Raw genomic sequence first — 18,202 nt, 5'->3', positions numbered from 1 at the left:
GAAATAATCAGGTAAGTTATATAAATTTAATTTTGTGAGGTTGATAGCGTTGCAATTTCAAGTAAATAATAGTCCATTTAATCAAGAGCAAGTTGATTTGCTCAATCGTCTTTTCCCAACATTGACAGAAACACAACAAATATGGCTGGGCGGTTATCTGTCCGCTTTACAAAATGCAGCTCCGGCTACTACTTCTGCAGATGCTGCGGTACCGCTTGATTTACCAGCTGCAGTTGTAACAGAAGCAACACCTGTAGAGGTTACCGTTCTTTTTGGCTCACAGACAGGGAATTGTCAAGAGGTGGCAACAGAAGTATCTGGAAAACTAGAAGAAAAAGGAATGAAAGTAACGCTTGTCTCTACGGCCGATTTTAAACCGAATAAACTAAAAAACATTCAAAACCTGCTAATTGTTATCAGTACACAAGGAGAGGGAGACCCGCCGGATACGGCCATCCAATTTCATGAATTTCTGCATGGACGCCGGGCGCCGAAGCTGGAAGAGCTAAATTATTCGGTGTTGGCACTAGGAGACAGCTCTTATGAACAATTCTGTGAAACAGGAAGACAATTTGATGAGAGATTAGCAGAATTGGGAGGAAAACGAATCATAGACCGTATGGATTGCGATTTGGATTATGATGAAGCTGCGGAAGAATGGCTTGAAAATGTATTAAACAAACTGGCTGAATCCCAAGAGACGACGCAAGTTCCAACTGTAGCGGAAGCAGCTGCTACTGTGGAAGCAAAAGCGTCTGCCTTTTCCAGAACAAATCCATATGAAGCTGAAATCTATGAAAATCTTAACATGAACGGCCGTGGTTCCAATAAAGAAACGTACCATATGGAATTGTCGCTGGAAGGGTCGAATCTCGAGTATGAACCAGGAGACAGTATTGGAATTTATCCTGAAAATGATCCGGTAATCGTTGACGAGTTAATAAAAGAAACAGGTTGGGCACCTGATGAGCTGATTCCTGTTAATAAAAAAGGGGATGAAGTTCCTTTACTGGAAGCATTACGAAAGACTTATGAAATTACTGTACTGACGAAGCCATTACTGAAAAAGGTAGCTGAATTTACGCAACATCCGGAATTACAACAGTTACTGGAACAAGGAAATGAAGAAGCAGTAAAAGAATATGTGTATGGGCGAGATTTATTAGATTTGATTCGTGATTATCAGCTGAAGGATCTTCCGGCGAAAGCATTTATAGCGTTACTACGCAAAATGCCGCCTCGGCTTTATTCCGTGGCAAGCAGTTATAAAGCGAATCCGGAAGAAGTCCACTTAACGGTTGGGGCTGTACGTTACCAAACATATGGAAGAGAACGGAATGGTGTCTGCTCTGTCCAATGTGCTGACCGGAGAGAGGCTGGGCAATCGTTGTCTATTTATGTTCATAAAAATCCGAATTTCAAGCTTCCTGCTGATCCGGATAAACCAATTATTATGATTGGTCCGGGAACAGGCATTGCCCCGTTTCGATCTTTTGTAGAAGAGCGCGAAATGATGGAAGCAAAAGGGAAATCATGGCTTTTCTTCGGAGACCAGCACTTTGTAACAGATTTTCTTTACCAGACAGACTGGCAGCGCTGGTTAAAAGACGGTACGTTAACAAAAATGGATGTTGCTTTCTCACGAGATAAAACAGAGAAAGTTTATGTGCAGCATCGCATGCTGGCGCAAAGCAAAGAGCTCTATGAGTGGCTGCAAGAAGGAGCAATTGTTTACGTGTGCGGTGATGAGAAAAACATGGCAAGTGATGTCCATGATACGTTAGCGACCATCCTGGAACGTGAAGGAAATCTGAATAAAGAAGAAGCGCATCAATATTTAGTAGAGATGCAGCAAGAGAAACGTTACCAGCGAGATGTCTATTAAGTTAGCAGCGAAAGGAGAATAAAGAATGACAGATAATCAAACAGTGAATCAATCTGTTCATATACAAGATGGACCGCCAAGTGATGTGGAAAGAATTAAAAAAGACAGTAATTATTTACGCGGGTCATTGGTAGAAACCTTAAATAATCCATTAAGTGCAGGTATCCCGGACGATGACAACCGGTTAATGAAATTCCACGGAAGTTATTTACAGGATGACCGGGATTTACGTACGGAACGGCAGCGCCAGAAGCTTGAGCCTGCTTATCAATTTATGGTGCGGGTTCGTGTACCTGGAGGAGTGGCAACGCCGGAACAGTGGCTGGTTATCGACAACCTGGCCAACACCTACGGGAATCAGACAATTAAATTGACGACGAGACAGGCGTTTCAAATGCATGGTATTTTAAAGTGGAATATGAAAGCAAGTATGAAAGGGATTAATGATGCATTGATGGATACGCTCGCTGCCTGCGGGGACGTGAACAGGAATGTGATGTGTAATCCGAATCCGGATCAATCGGAGGTACATGCAGAAGTTCATAAGTGGTCCCGGACATTGAGTGATTATTTATCTCCGCGTACCAATGCGTACCATGAAATTTGGCTTGATGGAGAAAAAGTGGTTGATTCGAAAGAAAATGATGAAGTAGAGCCAATGTATGGATCTGTATATCTGCCAAGAAAGTTTAAGATTGGAATTGCAGTTCCGCCCTCCAATGATGTTGATATCTTTTCACAGGATTTAGGTTTTATTGCTGTTCTGGAGGATGGGCATCTGCAAGGATTCAATATATCGGTAGGCGGCGGCATGGGGATGACACATGGTGATACTAATACGTATCCGCAGCTGGGGAGAGTTATCGGCTTTTGCGAGCCGGATCAAATCACAGATGTTGCTGAAAAGATCATTACCATTCAGCGGGATTATGGAAATCGTTCCGAAAGAAAATATGCACGCTTCAAATATACGATTGATGCCCGTGGGATTGATTGGCTGAAAAAGGAGTTAACGGAACGTTTAGGATGGCAGCTGGAAGAAGCACGTGATTATCATTTTGATCATAATGGCGATCGCTACGGCTGGGTGAAAAGTACACAGAATCGCTGGAATTTCACGCTGTTTATCCAAAATGGACGAATTCAGGATAAAGAAGATTATCAGCTGATGACTGGATTGCGGGAAATTGCCAAGATTCATACTGGAGATTTCCGCTTAACAGCGAATCAAAATCTGGTTATCGGAAATGTGACCAGCCAGAAGAAAAAGCAAATCATGGAACTTATTGAGGAGTATGGATTGACTGATGGAAAACAACAATCTGCATTGCGACGGAACTCCATGGCCTGTGTCGCTTTTCCAACCTGTGGTTTGGCAATGGCTGAATCAGAACGTTATTTGCCTTCCTTGATTGAGAAATTGGAAACATTACTTGAGGAAGAAGGGCTTCGCGATGAAGAAATTGTTATCCGGATGTCCGGCTGTCCGAATGGCTGTTCACGAGCAGCGTTAGGGGAGATTGGTTTTATTGGCAAAGCACCTGGGAAATATAATATGTACTTAGGAGCAGGATTTGCGGGCCAGCGTTTAAGTAAGCTGTATCGGGAGAGCATTGGGGAAAAAGAAATTTTAGAAACCCTGCAGCCGATTATTCAGCATTATGCCAAAGAGCGTCTGGATGGAGAACACTTCGGTGATTTTGCCGTTCGACAAGCGTATGTGAAAGCTGTTACTTCCGGAACGAACTTCCATGATTAATTCGTTTTGGTATACGACTTTTTAAGAAAAGGCAGGGTTGCGGTACCGCCCTGCTTTTCTGTTACTTTCTTACAATAGGAAAGTTTATTTAACGGTTGTAATGATAAAAAGTGTTAAAATGAGGGGGACAAAACGATGGGGAAACAAGGATGTGTTTATCTGGTCGGAGCTGGACCGGGAGATATCGGGTTAGTGACAGCAAAAGGATATCAATATTTACAGCAGGCAGAAGTCGTTTTATACGATCGGCTTGTTAATCCGCTCTTGCTGGAATATGCTTCTCCGCAAGCAGAATATATTTATTGTGGCAAGATGCCTAAGAAACATATACTGCGTCAGGAAGCGATTAATAATTTATTGGTGCAGCGCGGCTTGGAGGGGAAAAAGGTTGTACGCTTGAAAGGCGGTGACCCAAGTGTTTTTGGCCGTGTCGGGGAGGAAGCGGGAGCACTTGAACAGGCTGGTGTTCCCTTTGAAATTGTTCCAGGGATAACAGCAGGAATCGGAGCTGCTGCTTACGCAGGTGTGCCTGTTACCCATCGTGAACATAGTCTTTCTTTTGCCGTTATTACAGGCCATGATAAGTCATCTTCAGGAGAACCGCTGATTGATTGGAACGCTTTAGCAAATGGAATCGATACAATTGCGTTTTATATGGGAATCGGAAATTTGCCGCATATTGCAAGCCAGCTTATCTCCCATGGACGACCATCTGATACACCAGTCTTATTAATACAGTGGGGAACGACGGGAAAACAGAGAACGCTGCAGGGGAGTTTAGCAAACATTGTAGAAAAAGCTAAAGCAGCAAAGTTTCAAAATCCTGCGATTATTTTAGTAGGAGAGGTAAGTGCAATCAAGAAAGGAGCAAGCTGGTTTGAAAGCAAGCTGTTGTTCGGTCAGCATTTGTTGTTCGGCCGGGCAAGTGATGAGCCGAGTGGGATAGGACAGCATTTAAGAGACCAGGGAGCAGAAGTGTTTGAATTTCCGCGTATGCAGCTGCAAAAGAATCTGTTGAAGGCAACCGATATTCCGACAGATAAAGATCTTCTTTTCCTTTCACCAGCAAGTGTGGATGTTTTCTTTGCATCCTTGCAGGCAAATAAAATAGATATCCGCCATATACAAGGGGAATTCTATGGCGTATCTTCAAAAACAATAAAAGCTTTAGCGTCTTATCATTGTGTCGGAAAAGAAGTGACAGAAAGGGATTCGCATGCTTCTTCATTGGTTATATTGGGAGATTCAGAAGGGATAGACCGGGAAAAGCAGCGTTATGCTTTCGGATTTGGTGATGATTTTATTGCTACACACACTTATAGCCGCGTGCCGCAAACGCTTGAAACTTTCAACCGCCTGCAAGAAGAAGAACGGATTGAAACCATTATTTTTCCTAATGCACGTTCTGTTCAGACCGTGACGGAGGGGTTTCAAGCCTGTGGAGGATCGCCGGAAAGCATCAGCGCATATGCACATGTGATTTGCTTTGGAGAAAAATCGAAGCAAGCTGCTGTTAGCGCTGGTTATTCTGTTGACAAGGTATTATCGGAGTCGACGAAAGAAGCGCTGTTTGAAGCGCTTTTGCAAAAAGACGTTCCGCTTGTTGCGGCGTTTTCTTAAAGGTCTGCACCGGTTTTAACATTAGTCTCGTTCATCGAACAGAAATTTGATAGACTGGAAATAGAAATTAGGAAGAAGGTGAATATAGGATGCAGGCCATTTTATATATCGGGCATGGAAGCCGGGTGCAACGAGGCAATGAAGAACTCTTGGCTTTTGTGGATAAAGCGAAGAAGAAAAATCCGCAAGTAGCCATTCAGGAAACCTGTTTTATTGAACTTGCTTCGCCGCCTATCCAAACAGGGATTGACAACTGTGTGCGGCAAGGGGCCACGCAAATTGCGGTAGTACCGGTGCTGCTGCTTTCTGCCGGACATGCAAAACTGGATATCCCAAACGAGATTGCAGAAGCGGAGGAACGCTATCCGGAAGTGACATTTTCTTATGGAAATGTCATGGGGGTGGATCCGGCAATGATTGATTTACTTACCAAGCGTCTGGAAATGGGCGGATTAGAGCAAACAGGCCAAAAGCCTGTTTATGAAGAACGTGAATCAGCTTCCGTGCTGCTGGTAGGCAGAGGCAGCAGCGACCCTGATGCGAATAGTGACCTTGCCAAAATTGCCCGTTTACTGTGGGAAGCGGCTCCGGTAAGCGAAGTAAATACGTGTTATCTGGCTGCCACACATCCGAAACTGAATGAAGGGCTGGAGCGAGAAGTGAACAGTTCTTATGACCGTGTATTTGTTGTTCCGTATTTGTTATTCTCCGGTATATTAATGAGGGAATTGCGCCAGAAACTGGATGAATTATCGGAACGGACTGATAAACAATTTATTTTGTGTCCGTATCTGGGTTTTGATGATCAGTTGGTAGATGTCCTGGTTGACCGGGTTCATGCGCTACAAGGGAGGCAGTCTGCTGATGCGAATTCCGATTTTGTTTGAGATAAAAAATAAAACCGTGATTGCTGTAGGCGGAGGAGCGATTGCAGTAAAAAAAATCAAGCCTTTGTTCGAAGCCGGCGCGGACATAACGCTTATCGCACCTGAACTTCATCCTGATTTGCAGGTATTGTATGAAAATGGAGAAATAAAGTGGCAGGAAAGAATGGTGCAGGAAGGAGAGCGGTTTGACAGTTCCATACTCCTATTAATGACGGAAAAAGCGGAACTGAATCAGTCTCTTTATGAAAATAAGCAGCCGAATCAGCTGGTCTATATAGTAAATAATGCAGAGAAAAGTGATTTTCATTTTCCTGCTGTTTTGAAGAAGGGGCAGTTAACGATTGCGCTGTCCACAAACGGTGCCAGCCCGATATATGCAAAGCGGCTCAAAAAGCAGCTGGAGGAGCATCTTCCTCGAGACGTGGAAGAAGATCTTGCTTTTCTTGATCAGGCTCGAAAACGGATTCTGGCTTATCCATTGACGGCAAAGCAAAAGAAGGAGCTGCTGCAGCAAATCACATTGGAAGAATTCTTACGTGAGGAGAACCGGCAACAATTGTTTGAAACGATGCTTGAAACGATTCAATCTACATAATACGAATTCGGAAAGACAATAGAAGCAGAGATCGGGATAAAAATGGGGGAAAGCATAAAGCTTTCTCCTGTTTTGCTATGTAAAGAAGGTAAAAGATATGACGATTTTGTAAAGAATACTTTTTCTGTCAATAATGCGTTTTAATCGCTTGAAAAAAGGTAATAGCTCACAAAAGAGAACAATGTTTAATAAGCAGAAAAACGTTAAGCATAACAAGTATAATCGGCATTTTCTTGATTATGTCAAATTCAGACAGTATCATGTAACTGAAAAAAGAACAGCAGGGAGATTCGGACATGGAAATATATCAAAAAAAGGCAGAAGAAGTTTTGGAAGAAGCAGACACTTCCCAACAGGGCTTATCGACGCAAGAAGCAGCATCCAGACTGGATAAATACGGGTTTAATGAAATAGAGGATAAAGAAAAAGTACCGACTTGGAAATTATTCCTGGAGACCTTCAAAGATCCCATGGTTATTGTTCTGTTGGCAGCTGCTGCAGTACAAATATTAATTGGAGAATGGGTCGAGTCTATTATTATTTTCCTTGTCCTGTTAATCAATGCAGTCATCAGTGTTGTCCAGACTAGAAAAGCGGAAAGCTCTCTGGAGGCATTACAGGATATGTCTGCACCAGATGCGAATGTGATGCGGGATGGAACAGAAAAGACCATTGCTGCAAAAGAGCTTGTTCCTGGAGACATTGTCTACTTAGAGGCTGGGGACTATGTTCCGGCGGATGGGCGTCTGCTGGAAAGCGGTTCATTACGGGTGAATGAAGGCATGCTGACTGGCGAGTCGGAAGCTGTTGAAAAGAACATAGATGTTATTGAAGAAGAAGTTGCTTTAGGCGATCGGCTGAATATGCTATACAGCAGCTCACTTGTTGTTTATGGCCGGGGGGTCTTTTGTTGTTACTGGTACCGGGAGTCAAACAGAAGTCGGTAAAATTGCCGATATGCTTTCTACGGCAGAACAAAAAGAAACGCCATTACAGCAAAAATTAAATAGCTTCAGCAAGAAACTCGGAGTAGGCATTCTGATTTTATGTATTGCTATTTTTGCTGTGCAGGCAACACGTATCGGCTTTGGCGGCAGCGAAGCAGATACAACAACCGCATTATTAAATGCACTGATGTTCTCCGTAGCTATTGCTGTTGCAGCTATTCCGGAGGCGTTACAATCGATTGTTACGATTGTTCTATCTGTCGGTACGAATAAAATGGCGAAGCAGCATGCAATTATTCGTAAGTTGCCGGCTGTAGAGACGTTAGGGTCGACAAGTATTATCTGTACAGACAAAACAGGAACGCTGACACAAAATAAGATGACAGTCACGGATGAATTTTTACCTTTTCATGCAAATGAACGTTTACCGAAAAATCCAGATGATTGGGACAAGTCCGAGAAATTCCTTGTGTATATCGCAGCGCTTTGTAATGATTCGTATGTGAACCAGGAGAACCAAGAAATTGGGGACCCGACAGAGGTTGCTTTAATACAATTTGCAAATAATCAAGCACATGACTATCAGGCGTTACGAGAAAAGTATCCGAGAGAGACGGAGCTGCCTTTTGATTCAGACCGTAAACTTATGTCAACGGTTCATCATATTGACGGGGAGCATCTGTTATTTGCCAAAGGCGGCCCGGACGTGATGTTTCACCGTGCGAGTCAGGTGCTCTTAGATGGGGTAGAACAGCCATTGAGCGATGATTTACTGGAACGGTTTGAAGGAGCTAATGAAGATTTCTCTAACCAGGCTTTACGTGTGTTAGCCTATGGTTATAAACGTCTGCCAGATAAACAGACAGAAATAACCTATGAGGATGAACATGATTTTGTGTTAGTTGGTCTGACAGCTATGATGGATCCGCCAAGAGAAGCGGTATATGGCTCGATTGAAGAAGCAAAGGCAGCAGGAATCCGGACCATTATGATTACCGGAGATCATAAAACAACCGCCCAAGCAATCGGACGGGATATCGGCTTAATGGGTGATGACGATATTGCGATTACTGGAAGAGATTTGGATAAAATGTCGGATGAAGCATTAGAGGAAAAGATTGAACAAATCTCCGTGTACGCCCGCGTATCTCCTGAAAATAAAATCAGAATTGTGCGCGCCTGGCAGCAAAGAAGTGCTGTAACGGCTATGACAGGCGATGGCGTGAATGATGCGCCTGCTTTAAAACAGGCGGATATTGGCATTGCGATGGGAAGTGGTACGGATGTTTCGAAAGATTCCTCGGCAATGATACTGACCGATGATAATTTTGTATCGATTGTCAATGCGGTACAGGTTGGCAGAACGGTATTTGACAATATTAAAAAAGCTATCGGCTACTTATTTGCTGGAAACCTTGGAGCCATTCTCGCGATTCTGTATGCGGTTATCTTCAATCTGCCGAATCCATTTACAGCCTTACAGCTCTTGTTTATTAACCTGGTCAATGATTCGCTGCCTGCGATTGCGTTAGGTGTGGAGAAGTCAGAGGCTGGTGTGATGAAGCGGAAACCGCGTCCGGTTAACGAAGGCATATTTGCGGGTGGCACGCTGCGGACGGTTTTAACACGTGGAATTTTAATTGCTGTCGTTGTGATTATTTCTTTTTATATCGGCTTGGCTGATTCCAATGAGATGGGGGTAGCAATGGCATTTACTACGCTGATTATGTCACGGACGCTGCAGACTTTTGCAGCACGTTCAAATACACAGACATCTTTTAAACTGGGTTTCTTCGGCAATAAATATGTGATTGGAGCGGTTGTTCTCGGATTTGCGTTATATGGAATTACATTACTGCCATTTGCCAGAGACGTATTTAATATCCCTGCAGCGTTTGGTTTGGCAGAGTGGGGAATTGCAACAGGATTAGCTGTTGCTGCTGTCATTTGTATGGAAATCGCTAAAATGATGTTGAAATATTTTTCAAAAACGGAATAAATGATAAAGGCCTTTTATGCTTTGTTAGTTGCTGCAATGTGTAGAAGGTCTTTATTATTGTCTATAAAAGTATTTAAAAATAAACAAAATAAATGTATAGTAAATCATATTGATCATCATCTGAAAAAATAGATAGAAGAAGGAAAGGTGATTACCGGATAGTACGAATACAGAGCAATCGTTATAAGGAAGGAGTATACATAAAGAATGGCTTTTATCAGTGATTTAATTATTTATATGATTATGGCATGTGCAGTGGCAGGTGCATTTGCCGCAATAAAAAATGCAGAAACAGGGCTTGGCAGAGAGTTTATGGAAGGCTTTTATGTGATTGGTCAGGTTTTTATACCTTGCGCAGGGATTATGGCATCTATTCCGTATTTATCACAGTTTATATCTTCTGTTATTGGTCCTTTTCTTAACCAATTTGGAATCGACTCTGCCATTGCCGCAACGTCGATGATAGCGGTCGATATGGGAGGTTATCAATTAGCGGATGCGCTGGCAGACACAAGAGAATCATGGATTATCGCGATGGTGGTCGGCTATTTTCTGGGGCCGACGCTGACATTTTTGATTCCGGTTGGACTGGCGCTTATTACTAAAAAAGATTATAAATATATGGCTTTAGGCGTTATGGCAGGAATATTAACCATCCCGGTAGGAATCCTTGTTTCTTGTCTATTTATTGCGATTTCCAAACCGGAAATCAGAGAAGCTGTTTCGACGAATGCACAGTCTTTATACCCGTTAATGTTAAGTTTTTCGGAAATTTTCATCACCATGATTCCGCTGCTTCTTTTTGTGATTTTGCTGGCTATTGGGTTAAAACTGTATCCGAATAAGATGATTAAAGGCTTTTTATTTTACGGTAAGTTTTTAGATGTTGGTATTAAATTAGTCTTGGTGTTTTCTATTGTGGAATACTTTACAGGCTTTTTCAGCTTTGTGTTTGGCGGCTGGGGATTTGACCCCATCATTGCTGATGAAGCGGATACGTATAGAGCTCTGGAAGTTGCTGGATTTATCGGAATTATGCTGGCAGGTTCTTTTCCCTTTATTTATATATTCCGGAATGTATTTGCAAAGCCGCTTCAAAAACTGGCAGGAGCTTTGGGAATGCAGGAAGCGGGAAGCATGGGGCTGGTAGCATCCGTAGCCAATACACTGGCGATGTTTCGCATGGTGAAAGATATGCCGGCCAAGGATAAGGTCATTAATATTGCCTTTTCTGTGTGTATTGCGACGGTATTTGGTGATCATTTATCCTTCACTGCTAACTTTCAGCCTAATTTAATTTTACCAATTATGCTTGGAAAGATTGTAGCGGCTTTCCTTTCTATTTATTTAGCGTTTAAATTATCTGTTCCCAAAGCTGTTCAGCTGGAGAAGGAGGATCAGCTAAAAGCGCAGAGAGAATAAGATATATGGCGTTTAAAATGTAAAGATTCGGTTAAGTTTTTGCTTCTGGAATCATTGTTTGCCCTGTTTCATGATATACTTAATTACTTAACAAAACATGAAGGACGGAACAGGCCGATGGAAAAAGAATATTTTCAGGCGAAACAAAAGCAGGCAAAAGCATATTTTCACACGCTGCAAGCCCAGATACAACAAGATAACTTTGCGTCTACATTGACGGAGACACTATCCCAATATCAGCAGAACAAAAAGAAAACGTGGGTTCATTTCGATAAAGGGGGAAATCCTCCAAGCCGGTCTTTTCTTTCTTATTTAGCAAAGACAGGTCAGCTTGATTCTTATTTACACCGCAGTATATCTTATATCTATTTTCGTGACCTTGGCAGAGATATTACTTCGCACACAATGCAAAATAGAATCGCTGAGGTTACCGAAAGTGTAAAGAACTATTTGAATAAGAAAGACCAGATCGTTCCTTTTCACATGACGGAGTTATATCAAATGGCCAAGAAAGAATCGCTGGAAGAGGCTTTTTTTTGGGTGATGGATAAGTTGCAATATATTTCTTCCATCCTTCCTGAACAAGTGAATAAGCAGGAAGCCAGGAGAAAAATCATGAAGATTATTGCTGGTGTTATTATGCATGAATTAGAAGAGTTAGATGGAGAGCCTTCGAAAAGCTTGAGAAGGCAGCTGCTGGATCAGGCAATCCGCACCGGCTACTATTACGGGTTAACCTATCCATTCATTGATGATATTCTGGATGCAGACTTATTAACAGTCTCGGAGAAGAAGACGTTTGCTTATTTTATCAAACAAACATTATTAACCGGGGAAGTACTTCCAGTAAAAGCCTCCGATTGGCAAGATAATCACTGGCAGTTCATTTCCGCTGTCCACCAAGAACTGTCTGAGGCATTTCAATATTTACAATCATGCCAGCCGGCGGAGAATAGACAGTTGTTCCTGGAAAATGCGTATTTATTTTTTGAAGCGCAAGAGCTGGACCGAGAAAAACAATTGGATAACCCCGATTATACGAATGAAGACTTGTATACTTCTGTGATATTAAAATCAGCTTCTTCCCGACTGATTATTCGTTCTTTTAAACCATTTTCTGAAGGGGACCATATTGAGTCAAACATGTTTCATTACGGTTTATATAATCAGCTTGCAGATGATTTAACCGATTTGGAAGAAGACCTTGTTAATAAAAATGTCACGCCATATACGTACTTTATAACGTATCAGCATCAACGGAACGACTTCATCAATCCTTTTGCCATGTATTGGTCGGTCATTTATTATTTTATCCATCAGGTTTATCCGGGGAAACCGGAGATAAGAGATATGATTCTGGACCGGGCAGTCAACGGGCTCAAACGGTTGAAAGAAAGATTAGGAAAAGAACGCTACCAGGAGCTGATGCAGCAATTTTCTTTTGATACGGATTTTGAGAAAGCTCTGGAAAAAGTCGTCAACCGGAATCAACACGTCGCTTTTTTTGATAAATGGATACGGGATCAGTTTTTAACGACATTAAAACAAAAAGAGGAATCCAAGAAGCAGTTCAGGACGAAAATGAAGGAAGTCAAGGATCAGATAGAAGAGCATCTCCGTTTTGAATCAGGGATGGGTACTTTAGAAGAAGCGGCTGATTATAGTTTGTTAGGCAATGCCAAGCGATTGCGTCCGATAATGACGTGGATAATGGCCAAAGAAGGTTATAATTTGCCAGATCATTTCGTATTGCCATTAGTGAAATCGATAGAGTATATGCATACAGCCTCGCTTATTTTTGATGATTTGCCATCGCAGGATAATGCGCCGGAGCGAAGAGGCAAGCAGACGCTGCATGAGAAATATAATCATGCGACTGCAGAACTTACAGGGCTTTGGCTAACACAACGTGCTGTTGAGGAGCAAGCTAATATCGAACATCAAGACCCAAGCAGCCTGCTGGAATTGATTGCTTATTCGACCAGAACAACGCAACATATGTGTCAGGGGCAATACGTTGATTTACATGCTAAAGGGAAATCATTAACGCTTGAGGAACTGGAAGAATTATCGATGTATAAAACGGCCCTTGGATTTGAAGCAGCTTGGATGATGCCGCTGATTGCTGCCGGTGCATCGGAAGAGCGGAAACAGACCGTCAAACGTTTCGCTCGTCACGCAGGGATTGCTTTTCAAATTAAAGATGATTTATTGGATATAACCGGCGATTCGAAATTGTTAGGGAAGCAACCGGGAAGCGACTATCGGAATCAAAATACGACTTTTGTGTCCATTCTCGGCAGGGAAGCGGCGCAAAAGGAGATGTGGGAGCATTATTTGGCAGCCCGACAAGAATTAGCACAGCTTCCGGAGATTCCTTTCTTTGATCAGCTGTTGGATTATCTGATATTGCGCGACCGTTAAAGGCAAAGCTGGTCTTATCAACCGGATAAATGCGGCATTCTGATGCAGGATGTAACGTTTATCCGGTGTTTTTGCATAGCAAAGAAAGCCCGGAGTCTTGATTTCTCAACACCGAGCGTTTTTACCATATAAAATGATGCGTATTCTAATCTAAGAACGATTTCTGCGATGTCTTTCTTTCCCGCCTTTCATGGCATTCAATTCTTCTTTATTTTTCTTCTTTTTCTTTTTCCCTTTATCGACACTCATGAGAACACCCCCTTTTTGATTAGTATGAGCTGCGTTGTAGAAAAGATGTAAATAAGCTATATTATGTCTTGGGAAGAAGTGTTTTTAAAATAATAAAAATCGATTCGCTTTTACATAGAGAGAGGAGAGAGGCGATATGAAGAAGAAAGGCATGCCGTTCATGTTTCAAATGATGTTATTCACAAGTGGATTAATTTGTTTAACGCTGCTTGTGACTGGTTTGTTGATTGGTTATAATCAAGCATCGGAAACAAAAGAAGCCCTTTCTGACAAAGCTGCTTTAAGTGCCAGTCATTTTGCTCGTATGCCGCTGGTAATGGATGCGCTTGAAAATGGAGAAGCTGATGAAACGCTTCATACGCTTACGACAGAAATTCGAGAAAATAATCATTTACAATATATCGTAATCATGGATATGGAAGGAATCCGGCTGACACACCCTGTTCCAGACCGGATAGGAGAAAATTTTGCAGGAGGAGATGTAGATGATGTATTTGAAGGCAAGCATTATACTTCCGAGGCTGTTGGCACATTAGGTCCCTCGATGCGCGCTTTTGAACCGGTATATAATCAAGCAGGGACTCAAATAGGAGCGGTTTCAATTGGAATTACCACAGAAGTACTCCATCAGGCTGTGTGGGATAGCGTCAAAGTAACGATCTTAGGAACCATGGTAAGCCTCGGCCTTGGGTTAATCGGATCTTATTTTTTAGCTAGAAGGTTGAAAAAAACCCTGTTTGATTTAGAACCTCCGGAGATTGCGCATATGATAGAGGAACGGGAAGCAATGCTTAACAGTGTCAGTGAAGGAGTTATTGCCATCAATACAGACCATGAAATTATTATTGCCAATCCATCAGCAAAAGGGATGATGGAACGCGCCGGCTGTTACAGAGATGTGATTGGTCAACAAATCGTTGACGTTTGGCCGGAACTTAACATGGGGAATTTATTAAACGGGCAAAAAACCGTCTATGATAAAGTAGTTCACTTAGGAAATTTAGAAATGATTACGAACAGTGTGTCTTTTGAAGTAGATAAAGGACATGTTGGCGCACTTGTCACGTTTCGGGACCGGAATGAGCTGGATGCGATGATGAAAAAGCTGTCTGGAGTAGAATCTTATGCACATACACTGCGGATGCAGACACATGAGTTTATGAATAAACTTCATATTATCGGCGCAATGGTTCATACTGAATCCTATGAAGAGCTGACGGAATATGTGGACAGCCTGTCAAAAATCTATCAGCGGGAAACAGGAATCATTTCTGCACATATGGATGATGCAGCTATTGCCGGTTATTTATTGACTAAATTAGAACGTTTAGAGCAACTGCAAATTGATGTAGAGATTCAAGGGGAAAATAAATGGCCGAGTCTTTCTGATCCAATCATGGTGGACCGCTGGATTACGATTATTGGAAACAGCCTGGAAAATGCCGTCGACGCAATGGTAGGGCAAGAAGAAAAAAAGATTACCCTTCTATTTGATAGGAAAGATGGCCAGCTACTTTACGAAATTTGCGATAATGGCGTAGGATTTGATGTGGAAGAATTGCCTTCTATATTAGAAACCGGCTATTCCACAAAGGGATTAAACCGTGGATATGGAATGACGATTATGCTGCGTGCTATAAAAGCGGGGAATGGCAGTTACCATATTCAATCAGATATCGGTGCAGGTGTTTGTTTACAAATAAAAATGCCATATGAACAGCATGAGGAAGAGGGGAATAATACACGATGATACATGTAGCAATCATTGAAGATGAGCCGTTGATTTCTAAGTTTCATCAGAAATATATTGAAAAAGTAGATGGGTTTTGCTGTGCCGGAAGCGTAGAAACGGTAGAGACTGGTTTGGAGCTAGCAAAACAGCCGGATATAGATTTAATCTTACTGGATGTCTATTTACAGCAACAAAATGGGTTGGATTTATTAAAACAAATTCGTGCAGAAGAAATTAATGTGGACGTCATTTTAATTACTTCTGCTAATAATCAACAATCATTGCAAACGGGGTATCGTTATGGCGTAGTGGATTATCTTTTAAAACCATTTACCTTCGAGCGTTTCCAAGAGTCACTTTTACGTTATCGCCAGACGGTAAGAACAACGGAAGGAAAGGTGCAGCAAGCGGAAGTCGATCGTTTATTTCACCCGAGAGAACAGCCAGTGTTAAAACCGGATGACTTACCTAAAGGAATTACAAAAGAGACATGCCGTAATATATTAACGGTTATGAAGGAACACGAAGATTGGCTGTCTGCAGCAGAATTAAGCGCTTATGCACAGATTTCCCATGTTTCATTACGAAAATATTTACGCTTTTTTGAGGAACAAAAGCTGCTTGAAAAGAACGTGATTTATCACAGTTTTGGACGCCCGCTGCAGCAATATAAACTCTCACAGGCAGGAAAAGACAATCTTCGACAATTTTAGTTTCGATTAGTTAAAAAATATATACAAACAAAATAAAATCGACGAAAATAGAGAATAACCACTTTTGGGAAGCGTTTTCAATATAAAAAGGAGTGGAATGAATGAACTATTTAACGTCGACATGGCAGGAACTTTGGAAACAGCATAGACGTACGAAAAGTGTATTAAATGTTTTTGCCATACATAAAAAGGAAGCTGCGAAAAAGGAAGATATAAAGAAGCGGCAAGAAACGGCAGTGAAGGATAATGCCAACCAGGAACAGGGACAGCCTGAAAATTCCGGGAATGAGCCTCCAAAGAAACCTTATTCCCGCGCGCAAATCATTGGTTTTATCTTAGGTCCATTACTGTTTGCTTTAACGATGCTGTTATTTCAGCCGGAAGGATTATCCACAGAAGGAAAAGCTGTACTTGCTATTACGCTGTGGGTTGCAACGTGGTGGATTACAGAGGCGCTGCCTATACCTGCTACCTCCTTGTTACCGCTAATTCTCTTGCCAATTACTGGAGCAATGGAAGGGGAGGACGTAGCTTCTTCCTATGGAAATGATATTATCTTTCTATTTTTAGGCGGTTTCTTTATTGCGACAGCGATGGAAAAATGGAATTTACATAAACGTATTGCCCTTTTTATCATTTCTGTCATTGGAACAAGTATACAACGCATTTTATTAGGGTTTATGGTAGCAACCGGATTCTTATCCATGTGGGTTTCCAATACAGCTGCCGTTATGATGATGATCCCGATGGGGCTGGCAATTACGGCACAAGTAGCAAGTGTCTTAAAAGGAAAACCGGAAGAAAAAGAATTGCCAAAGTTTGAGAAGTCGCTTATTTTTGGGATAGGATATGCTGGAACAATTGGCGGTCTGGGAACATTGATTGGAACCCCTCCAAATATTATTCTGGCAGGGCAGCTGGATGAGTTATTCGGTGTAAATATTTCGTTTGCAACATGGATGCTATTCGCTGTTCCGGTTGTGGTATTCATGATTTTCTTCGCATGGATATATATAGATAAACTTGCATTCAAAACGGAAATAAAACAATTGCCGGGCGGAAAAGAATTAATTCAACAAGAAAGAAGCAAATTAGGCAAGACAAGTTATGAAGAGAAAATGGTATCTGTTGTATTTCTATTTGCAGCATTTATGTGGATTACAAGGGATTTTTTCTGGACAGAAGATGGTGTAATGGTTACTATTCCAGGAATTTCTGACGGGATGATTGCCGTAGTTGCAGCAATATTATTATTTGCGATTCCGGGTAAAAAAGAAACACGTATCCTGTCCTGGAAAGATTCTCGTGATATCCCCTGGGGCGTGCTTTTACTGTTTGGCGGCGGTTTAGCGATTGCAGCAGGGTTTACACAGACAGGTCTATCTGATTGGCTGGGACAACAGTTGACCGTTTTAGACGGCTTACATTTATTCGTCATTATCTCCGCTGCTACCCTGATGATTATGGCGCTGACAGAAATTACGTCTAATACAGCAACAGCGACCATGATTCTGCCAGTCGTCGGTGCATTGGCAGTAGCTTTAAATATACATCCATTTGCACTGATGATTCCATGTGCATTAGCAGCAAACTGTGCCTTTATGCTGCCGGTCGGGACACCACCTAATGCGATTATTTTTGGTACAGGAAAATTGAAGATTATCGAGATGATAAAAACCGGATTCTGGGTGAATATTGTAGCAACAATCGTTATCGTTCTATGTGTTTATTATCTTGTCCCTGTAGTATGGGGAATCGATTTGAATACGATTCCTGATGTGTTTTTGAAAGGGAATTGATTCATAACGCTACAAAGGAGAAACAATAAAGCTTGTCAGGAACTTCTACATTTCTGGCAAGCTTTATTATTGTTGTAGGTCTATTAAAAGTGTACAGGAAGTAATAGCTTCGCATCCAAATATTGTTCAAATGGGTTTGAAATCTTTTGTATACGGTAATATGAAAGGAGA

At 41.8% G+C, this 18,202-nt stretch carries 10 protein-coding genes and 1 pseudogene; all 11 read left to right on the top strand.

Features of this window, described 5'->3' with window-relative positions:
- The first annotated feature begins 49 nt into the window (after positions 1-49).
- The 11 genes and pseudogenes from B7E05_RS16005 to B7E05_RS15955 all read left to right on the top strand — a co-directional run bounded on the left by B7E05_RS16005 (position 50) and on the right by B7E05_RS15955 (position 18,031).
- Positions 50-1,885, top strand: coding sequence for an assimilatory sulfite reductase (NADPH) flavoprotein subunit (locus tag B7E05_RS16005; protein WP_080875146.1), 1,836 nt, complete (start codon positions 50-52; stop codon positions 1,883-1,885).
- A 25-nt stretch (positions 1,886-1,910) separates the two neighbouring features.
- On the top strand, positions 1,911-3,644 hold the full coding sequence (cysI, locus tag B7E05_RS16000; protein ID WP_080875145.1) for an assimilatory sulfite reductase (NADPH) hemoprotein subunit: 1,734 nt from the start codon (positions 1,911-1,913) through the stop codon (positions 3,642-3,644).
- A gap of 135 nt (positions 3,645-3,779) precedes the next feature.
- On the top strand, positions 3,780-5,264 hold the full coding sequence (cobA, locus tag B7E05_RS15995) for a uroporphyrinogen-III C-methyltransferase (protein ID WP_080875144.1): 1,485 nt from the start codon (positions 3,780-3,782) through the stop codon (positions 5,262-5,264).
- 89 nt (positions 5,265-5,353) lie between these two features.
- Complete coding sequence (locus tag B7E05_RS15990) at positions 5,354-6,151, top strand: sirohydrochlorin chelatase (RefSeq protein WP_080875143.1); 798 nt, start codon at positions 5,354-5,356, stop codon at positions 6,149-6,151.
- A complete protein-coding gene (locus B7E05_RS15985) occupies positions 6,129-6,746 on the top strand; it encodes a precorrin-2 dehydrogenase/sirohydrochlorin ferrochelatase family protein (protein WP_179134557.1) in 618 nt (205 codons plus the stop codon). The genes B7E05_RS15990 and B7E05_RS15985 overlap by 23 nt, the downstream gene beginning before the upstream one ends.
- A 296-nt stretch (positions 6,747-7,042) precedes the next feature.
- Positions 7,043-9,692, top strand: a pseudogene (locus tag B7E05_RS15980) (cation-translocating P-type ATPase).
- Positions 9,693-9,899: 207 nt separating this feature from the next.
- A complete protein-coding gene (eutH, locus tag B7E05_RS15975; RefSeq protein WP_080875141.1) occupies positions 9,900-11,114 on the top strand; it encodes an ethanolamine utilization protein EutH in 1,215 nt (404 codons plus the stop codon).
- Between the two features lie 117 nt (positions 11,115-11,231).
- Entirely contained in the window at positions 11,232-13,538 is a 2,307-nt protein-coding gene (locus tag B7E05_RS15970) for a polyprenyl synthetase family protein (RefSeq protein ID WP_080875140.1), read from the top strand.
- 385 nt (positions 13,539-13,923) lie between these two features.
- Complete coding sequence (locus tag B7E05_RS15965) at positions 13,924-15,537, top strand: ATP-binding protein (protein WP_080875139.1); 1,614 nt, start codon at positions 13,924-13,926, stop codon at positions 15,535-15,537.
- Positions 15,534-16,232, top strand: a complete 699-nt coding sequence (locus tag B7E05_RS15960) for a response regulator (protein ID WP_080875138.1) — start codon at positions 15,534-15,536, stop codon at positions 16,230-16,232. Before B7E05_RS15965 ends, B7E05_RS15960 begins: the two co-directional genes overlap by 4 nt.
- 101 nt (positions 16,233-16,333) lie before the next feature.
- Positions 16,334-18,031: an SLC13 family permease gene (locus B7E05_RS15955; RefSeq protein WP_080875137.1), complete on the top strand. Its 1,698-nt coding sequence runs from the start codon at positions 16,334-16,336 to the stop codon at positions 18,029-18,031.
- The last annotated feature ends 171 nt before the right edge of the window (positions 18,032-18,202 follow it).

This window comes from Oceanobacillus timonensis, assembly GCF_900166635.1.
Classification (GTDB): domain Bacteria; phylum Bacillota; class Bacilli; order Bacillales; family Amphibacillaceae; genus Oceanobacillus; species Oceanobacillus timonensis.
Note: the sequence above shows the minus strand (reverse complement) of the source record. Positions and strands in the feature narration are given on the sequence as shown.

Excerpts from the sequence above, each read along its gene's own strand:
- cysI (WP_080875145.1), top strand. The coding sequence starts at position 1,911 with ATGACAGATAATCAAACAGTGAATCAATCTGTTCATATACAAGATGGA.
- cobA (WP_080875144.1), top strand. The coding sequence starts at position 3,780 with ATGGGGAAACAAGGATGTGTTTATCTGGTCGGAGCTGGACCGGGAGAT.
- B7E05_RS15990 (WP_080875143.1), top strand. The coding sequence starts at position 5,354 with ATGCAGGCCATTTTATATATCGGGCATGGAAGCCGGGTGCAACGAGGC.
- B7E05_RS15985 (WP_179134557.1), top strand. The coding sequence starts at position 6,129 with ATGCGAATTCCGATTTTGTTTGAGATAAAAAATAAAACCGTGATTGCT.
- eutH (WP_080875141.1), top strand. The coding sequence starts at position 9,900 with ATGGCTTTTATCAGTGATTTAATTATTTATATGATTATGGCATGTGCA.
- B7E05_RS15970 (WP_080875140.1), top strand. The coding sequence starts at position 11,232 with ATGGAAAAAGAATATTTTCAGGCGAAACAAAAGCAGGCAAAAGCATAT.
- B7E05_RS15965 (WP_080875139.1), top strand. The coding sequence starts at position 13,924 with ATGAAGAAGAAAGGCATGCCGTTCATGTTTCAAATGATGTTATTCACA.
- B7E05_RS15960 (WP_080875138.1), top strand. The coding sequence starts at position 15,534 with ATGATACATGTAGCAATCATTGAAGATGAGCCGTTGATTTCTAAGTTT.
- B7E05_RS15955 (WP_080875137.1), top strand. The coding sequence starts at position 16,334 with ATGAACTATTTAACGTCGACATGGCAGGAACTTTGGAAACAGCATAGA.